The organism is Kitasatospora phosalacinea (assembly GCF_030268885.1).
Taxonomy (GTDB): Bacteria; Actinomycetota; Actinomycetes; order Streptomycetales; family Streptomycetaceae; genus Kitasatospora; species Kitasatospora phosalacinea_C.
The window spans coordinates 1-5,279 of record NZ_BSSA01000071.1 but is presented as its reverse complement, the minus strand read 5'-3'; the positions used below and the strand labels follow the sequence as shown (position 1 = coordinate 5,279).

The 5,279-nt window shown below is 74.1% G+C and carries 6 protein-coding genes; 3 read left to right on the top strand and 3 right to left on the bottom strand.

Annotated elements, in window-relative coordinates; all coding sequences use genetic code 11:
- Positions 1-143 (top strand): adenosylhomocysteinase (locus QSK52_RS38870; RefSeq protein WP_285741006.1); only part of this gene is annotated, 143 nt, incomplete at its 5' end.
- Positions 144-210: 67 nt separating this feature from the next.
- Here the strand turns inward: QSK52_RS38870 and QSK52_RS38865 are convergent.
- Positions 211-1,257, bottom strand: coding sequence for a hypothetical protein (locus QSK52_RS38865; protein ID WP_285741005.1), 1,047 nt, complete (start codon positions 1,255-1,257; stop codon positions 211-213).
- The gene (locus tag QSK52_RS38860; protein ID WP_285741004.1) at positions 1,254-1,766 is read right to left on the bottom strand and encodes a SigE family RNA polymerase sigma factor; all 513 of its coding nucleotides are present in this window, start codon (positions 1,764-1,766) and stop codon (positions 1,254-1,256) included. The genes QSK52_RS38865 and QSK52_RS38860 overlap by 4 nt, the downstream gene beginning before the upstream one ends.
- A 107-nt stretch (positions 1,767-1,873) precedes the next feature.
- Between QSK52_RS38860 and QSK52_RS38855 the strand changes: the two genes are divergently transcribed.
- Positions 1,874-2,488 carry a hypothetical protein gene (locus tag QSK52_RS38855; RefSeq protein WP_285741003.1) on the top strand — a complete coding sequence of 205 codons (615 nt, stop codon included), beginning with the start codon at positions 1,874-1,876 and terminating at the stop codon, positions 2,486-2,488.
- A 67-nt stretch (positions 2,489-2,555) separates the two neighbouring features.
- Here QSK52_RS38855 and QSK52_RS38850 read toward each other — a convergent pair whose 3' ends face one another.
- Entirely contained in the window at positions 2,556-3,590 is a 1,035-nt protein-coding gene (locus QSK52_RS38850; protein WP_285741002.1) for an RDD family protein, read from the bottom strand.
- A gap of 249 nt (positions 3,591-3,839) precedes the next feature.
- Here QSK52_RS38850 and QSK52_RS38845 point away from each other — a divergent pair, with 249 nt between their 5' ends.
- The gene (locus QSK52_RS38845) at positions 3,840-4,844 is read left to right on the top strand and encodes a stage II sporulation protein M (RefSeq protein ID WP_285741001.1); all 1,005 of its coding nucleotides are present in this window, start codon (positions 3,840-3,842) and stop codon (positions 4,842-4,844) included.
- The last annotated feature ends 435 nt before the right edge of the window (positions 4,845-5,279 follow it).

The following is a 5,279-nucleotide window of genomic DNA, read 5'->3' as shown; positions in this document are numbered from 1 at the left end:
TGCCCAAGCACCTGGACGAGAAGGTCGCCCGCCTCCACCTCGACGCCCTCGGCGTCAAGCTCACCACCCTCACCCAGGACCAGGCCGACTACATCGGCGTCCCGGTCGAGGGCCCGTACAAGGCCGAGCAGTACCGCTACTGAGCCGACCCGCGCCGGTGCCCGGCACCCCTCCACGGGGGTGCCGGGCACCGGCGCGTCCGGGGCCGCCCTAGGGCAGCACGTCGGCCGACCAGGCGCCCTCGTCCGGGCCGCGCGCCACCACCCGGTTCAACCAGACCGGCAGCGTGGCGCCCGCCCCCGACCCCGGCTGCACCTCCTCCACGCACCGGCGCACCCCGCCGCCGGACGCGCAGACCCCCGGCTCCGGCACCGGCGCCACCGACCCGGACCCCCCGCCCCGCTCCGCCGACACCGTGACGTAGTGCGAGCCGTCCTGCTGGAAGCCCACCTCGGCCCGCCACGCCGCCCCGTCGGGCACCGACCGGCGCAGCGACGCCCGGGTGACCACCGTGTCGGCCGGCAGCGAGGACAGCGCCAGCGGCATCGGCGGCACGTACCGGCCCGGCACCACCCCCGCCGCGATCCGCAGCGGCACCGACTGCCGGTCCGCCTCCGACAGGCCCGAGCTCTCCAGCTGGTACCAGATCCCGTCCGCGCCGCGGAAGCGCAGCAGGTTCGTCGCCGCCGCGAACGCCGGATCGCTCGACGACACCCAGTACGCCTCCTGCCCGTTCACCGGCGGCGCCCCGATCCGCAGCCCGTCCCCCGCCCCGATCAGCGGGTCCACGTCCGGCGTCACCCCCTCCGGGAACGCCGTCAGCAGGAACTGGCCCCCGCCGCGGCCCCCGACGCCCGACGCCGGGCCGACCAGGGCGACCACGTCGGAGCCGCCCGGCCCCGAGCGGTACTCCACCGCGGAGACCGACTCCGGCAGCCAGCCGAACCGGGCCGGCACCTCCAGCACCGTCCGTCCCGTCATCGGCGCCCCCTGGCCGGGCCGCCCGGTCGCGGTCGGCAGCACCGACGGAACCTCCGCCGGGCCCGCCCCGCCCCCGTCCCGCAACACCGCCAGCGACCCCGCCGACAGCACCACCGCCGCGGCCGCCGCCGTCACCGTCCAGACCCGCCGCCGACGCCGCTCCCGGCCCCGCAGCACCGCCAGCGCCGGATCCACCCGCGAGGGCGGCGCCGACCGCTCCTCCGCCGCCACGTACCGCGCCATCCGCACGGACAGCTCCTCCCCGTCCCCGCTCATGCCCCGGACCTCCCCAACGGGCGCAGCGCCGAGGAACGCCGCAGCGTCTCCAGCGCCCGCGAACTCTGGCTCTTCACATTGCCGCTGGAACACCCCAGCTCGGCCGCGGTCTGCTCGACCGACAGGTCGCAGTAGTAGCGCAGCACCACCGTCGCCCGCTGCCGCGGCGGCAGCGCCGCCAGCGCCTCCCGCAGGTCCAGCGACACCGCCAGGTCCGGCTCCGCGAGCACCTGGTCCTCCGGCGGCCGCGCCGCGGTCCTGGTCCGCCGCCACCACGCGGTGCGCTGCTCGGCCAGGAACGTGTTCACCAGCACCGTCCGCGCGTAGCCGTCCCGGTTCTCCGCCCGGCCCGCGCGGCCCCAGTGGGTGTACAGCTTGGTGATGCTCTCCTGCACCAGGTCGTCCGCACGGTGCCAGTCCGCGCACAGCAAGTACGCGACCTTCCGCAGCCAGACCGCCCTGGAGGCCACGAACGCGGTGAACTCCTCGTCCCGCGTCAGCTCCGCCATCCCGGCGCCCCTCCTCCCGAGAACCGGTGGCACGACCGCACCACCGCCCCCCCTGATGCGACCCGCCCCCGAGAAGGTTGCACCCCCGGTTACGTAGGCTTCCCCCCATGCCGAACGGCCGCTACTCCCTCCACGACCCGCACGACGGAACCCCGCTCGGCGAGGAGCGCTTCCAGTGCGCCCCCGGCCCCGCCGGCTGGCGCTACGTCGCCAAGCGCTACCGCCCCGACGGCACCGTCCAGGGCACCACCGACCTCACCCTGGACGCCCGGCACCGCCCGATCCGGCTCGAACTCCGCTCCGGCGGCTGGCAGGTCCGCGGCGGCGCGCTCGACGGCGTCCACTGGGTCCGCGCCGCGGCCTCGGGCACCGGGGAGGCCGCCGAGGGGGAGGACCGGGCGCACGCCTTCACCGGCGACTCCCCGGCCTTCCTGGTCGCCACCGCCCGGCTGCTCGACCTCGACCCCGGCGCCAGTGCCCGGATCCGCCTGGTCTCCTTCACCGGCGACGCCCTCGCCCCCCGCACCCTCGACCAGGGCTGGCAGCTCCACTCCGTCCAGGACCACCCGACCGACAGCGGCCCGCTCCCGGTCGAGCACTACCGGGTCACCGACCTCGACACCGGCGAGGTCCGCGACCTCCACCTCACCGGGGACGTCCTGCTCGGCGCCCCCGGCATCGAACTCGAGGAACTCGACTCCCCGCCGAACCCGCGCCGCTGACCCGCGGGGCCCGCGGCACGGTTCGGCGCGGTTCGGCGCGGTTCGGTCCGGGGCCGGACCGGACGGCTCAGGCGGGCGGCGCGAACCCGCCGCCACCGGCGGCCGCCCCGGTCGGCTCGGTCGGCTCGGTCGGCTCCGCGGGCTTGGTGAGTGCCACCGGGCCCGGCTGCGGCGCCTGCGGGTACCCGAGCTGCCGCACCGGCGGCGTCTGCCCCTGCGGAGTCTGCCCCTGCGGCGTCTGCACCGGAGCCGGAGCCGGGGCTGCGGCCTGCGCCGGGACCGCGCCGTACGGGGCCTGCACCTGCTGCTGCGCCAGCTGCGCCGCGTACGTCGCGTAGGCCGCCGCCGAGGCCCGCTCCCACTCCCGGCGCTGGCGCTCCATCAGCACCGCCCCCAGGTAGACCAGCGAGGGCAGCCCCGCAGGCACCGGCCACCCCGTCCGCTGCGCCATGTCCGCGGCCATCCGGTCGCCCAGCGCGGCCGCCACCGGCTTGTCCAGCTCGTGCATCCGGCCCAACACCTGGCGCGCCGAGAGCCACAGGCCGTCCGGCACCGCGGACAGGTCCAGCGCCACCAGGTCCGCGCCCAGCGCGTGCATCACCTGCGGCGGCACCGGCGGCACCGCACCCTGGTCCCGCGCCCCCTGCGGCAGGCGCTCCCGGATCACCATCGTCCCGCCGAAGATGTCGCCGAGCCGGCGCCCCTCCGCGGAGAACAGCGAACTGAGCACCGCGGGCATCGCGAACAGGCCGAAGTCGATCACCCCGACCAGCCCCCGCACCAGCGCGTGCCGGAACCGGATCGGACCGCCGTCCGCCCGCACCACCCGCAGCCCCAGCGCGACCTTCCCCAACGACCGCCCCTGCGACAGGGTCTCGACCAGCGTCGGCAGCAGCACCGTGCAGAACACGAGCACCCCGACCGCGAGCGCCATCTGGGCGGCGTCCTCCAGGTCGGAGAGTCCCATCAGCAGACCGACCGCCAGGATGAAGTACGCCACCGTGTACACGGCCCAGTCCAGCAGCCGGGCCAGGGCCCGCGACGGCAGCCTCGCCGTCCGCAGCCCCAGGACGACCGCCTCACCGGTCACCAGCTCGCTCACGCCACCCACCCGCTCCGCTCCGCGGCCCGTCGGCGACCCCGCGTCGCACGACCCGACCCCCTCGACCAACAGCGGCAAACATAAGGCCGTACACCCCCGGCAGGTAACCCCGGGCCGCCACTCGTCACCACGCTTCCGGCATCCCTGCCACGCCGACCCTCCGGTCTGGCAAGCTAAGCCCGCACCAGCCCCGGCAGCACACCAACCAGTTGCAGCCGCAGCCCCGCCGCGCCCCCGGAGAGAACCGCCATGGACCTGGACGTCTTCGTCGCCGCCCACCAGGCGGAATGGCACCGTCTGGAGGTCCTCAGCAGCCGTCGCCGCCTCACCGGCGAGGAGTCCGACGAGCTCATCACCCTCTACCAGCGCGCCACCAGCCACCTCGCCCAGGTCCAGGCCGCCGCCCCGCACCCCGGCGTCGAGGGCCGGCTCACCACCCTGGTCGTCCGCGGCCGCAACGCCGTCGCGGGCGCCCGCGCCTCCTCCTGGCGCGACGCCGCCCGCTACTTCACCACCAGCTTCCCCGCGATCCTCTACCGCGCCCGCCGCTGGTGGCTGACCGTCGGCGCGGTCTCCTTCCTCCTCAGCGCCGTGATCGCCTGGTGGATAGGCAGCCACCCCGAGATCATCAAGTCCCTGATCTCCCCCGAGCAGTACGAGCAACTCACCAAGCCCGGCGGCGAGTTCGAGACCTACTACACCGAGCACCCGTCGGCGAACTTCGCCGCCCAGGTGTGGACCAACAACGCCTGGGTCGCCGCCCAGTGCCTGATCTCGGCCGTCCTGCTCGGCCTCCCCGCCCTGTACATCCTGTTGGAGAACGTCCTCAACCTCGGCATCGGCGTCGGCACCATGGCCTCCGCCGACCACCTCCAGCTCTTCCTCGGCCTGCTCATCCCGCACGGCCTGCTCGAAATGACCGCCATCTTCGTCGCCGGCGGCCTCAGCCTCCGCCTCGGCTGGACCGTCGTCGACCCCGGCCCCCGCACCCGCGCCGTCGCCCTGGCCGAAGAGGGCCGCGCCGTCATCGGCTCCGTCATCGGCCTCACCGTCGTCCTGATGGTCACCGGCTTCATCGAAGGCTTCGTCACCGGCTCCGCCCTCCCCGACTGGCTCCGCATCGGCATGGGCCTCCTCGTCGAGGCCCTCTTCCTGGTCTACGCCCTGGTCCTCGGCAAGCGCGCCGCCGCCACCGGCGAGATCGGCGACGTCGAAGCCGCCGACCGCACCGACCACCAGCCGATGGTCGGCTGACCGCCGCTCCTCCGGCGTGGCGTGGTCATGGAGGCCCCGCCAAACCTGGTAGCCTGATGATCAACCCGGCGGGACCATTGACGTGATCCCCATGGGCTAGTAGGTTCGAACGGTTGGGAGCGGCTGGACATCCAGTTCTCCCCGGCGTAGTGTCTACGACACCGCCAAATCGAGGCAGCGCGTCCGAAGGGACGCTGGCCCGATCAGGCAAAACCCCGAAGCAGAGCAGCGCAGAGCTTTTGATAAGGTCTGCAGCGAAGTCGAAGGAATTCCCACTCCAGCGGGAATGGAAATCGGAGCGAAAAACCTCTGATAAGCTGGGAACACGGAAGAACGAAGCGCCCGGAGATGCGGTCGGAAGGCCGGTCGAAGGAAGCGTCCGTTCCTTGAGAACTCAACAGCGTGCCAAAAGTCAACGCCAGATATGTTGACATC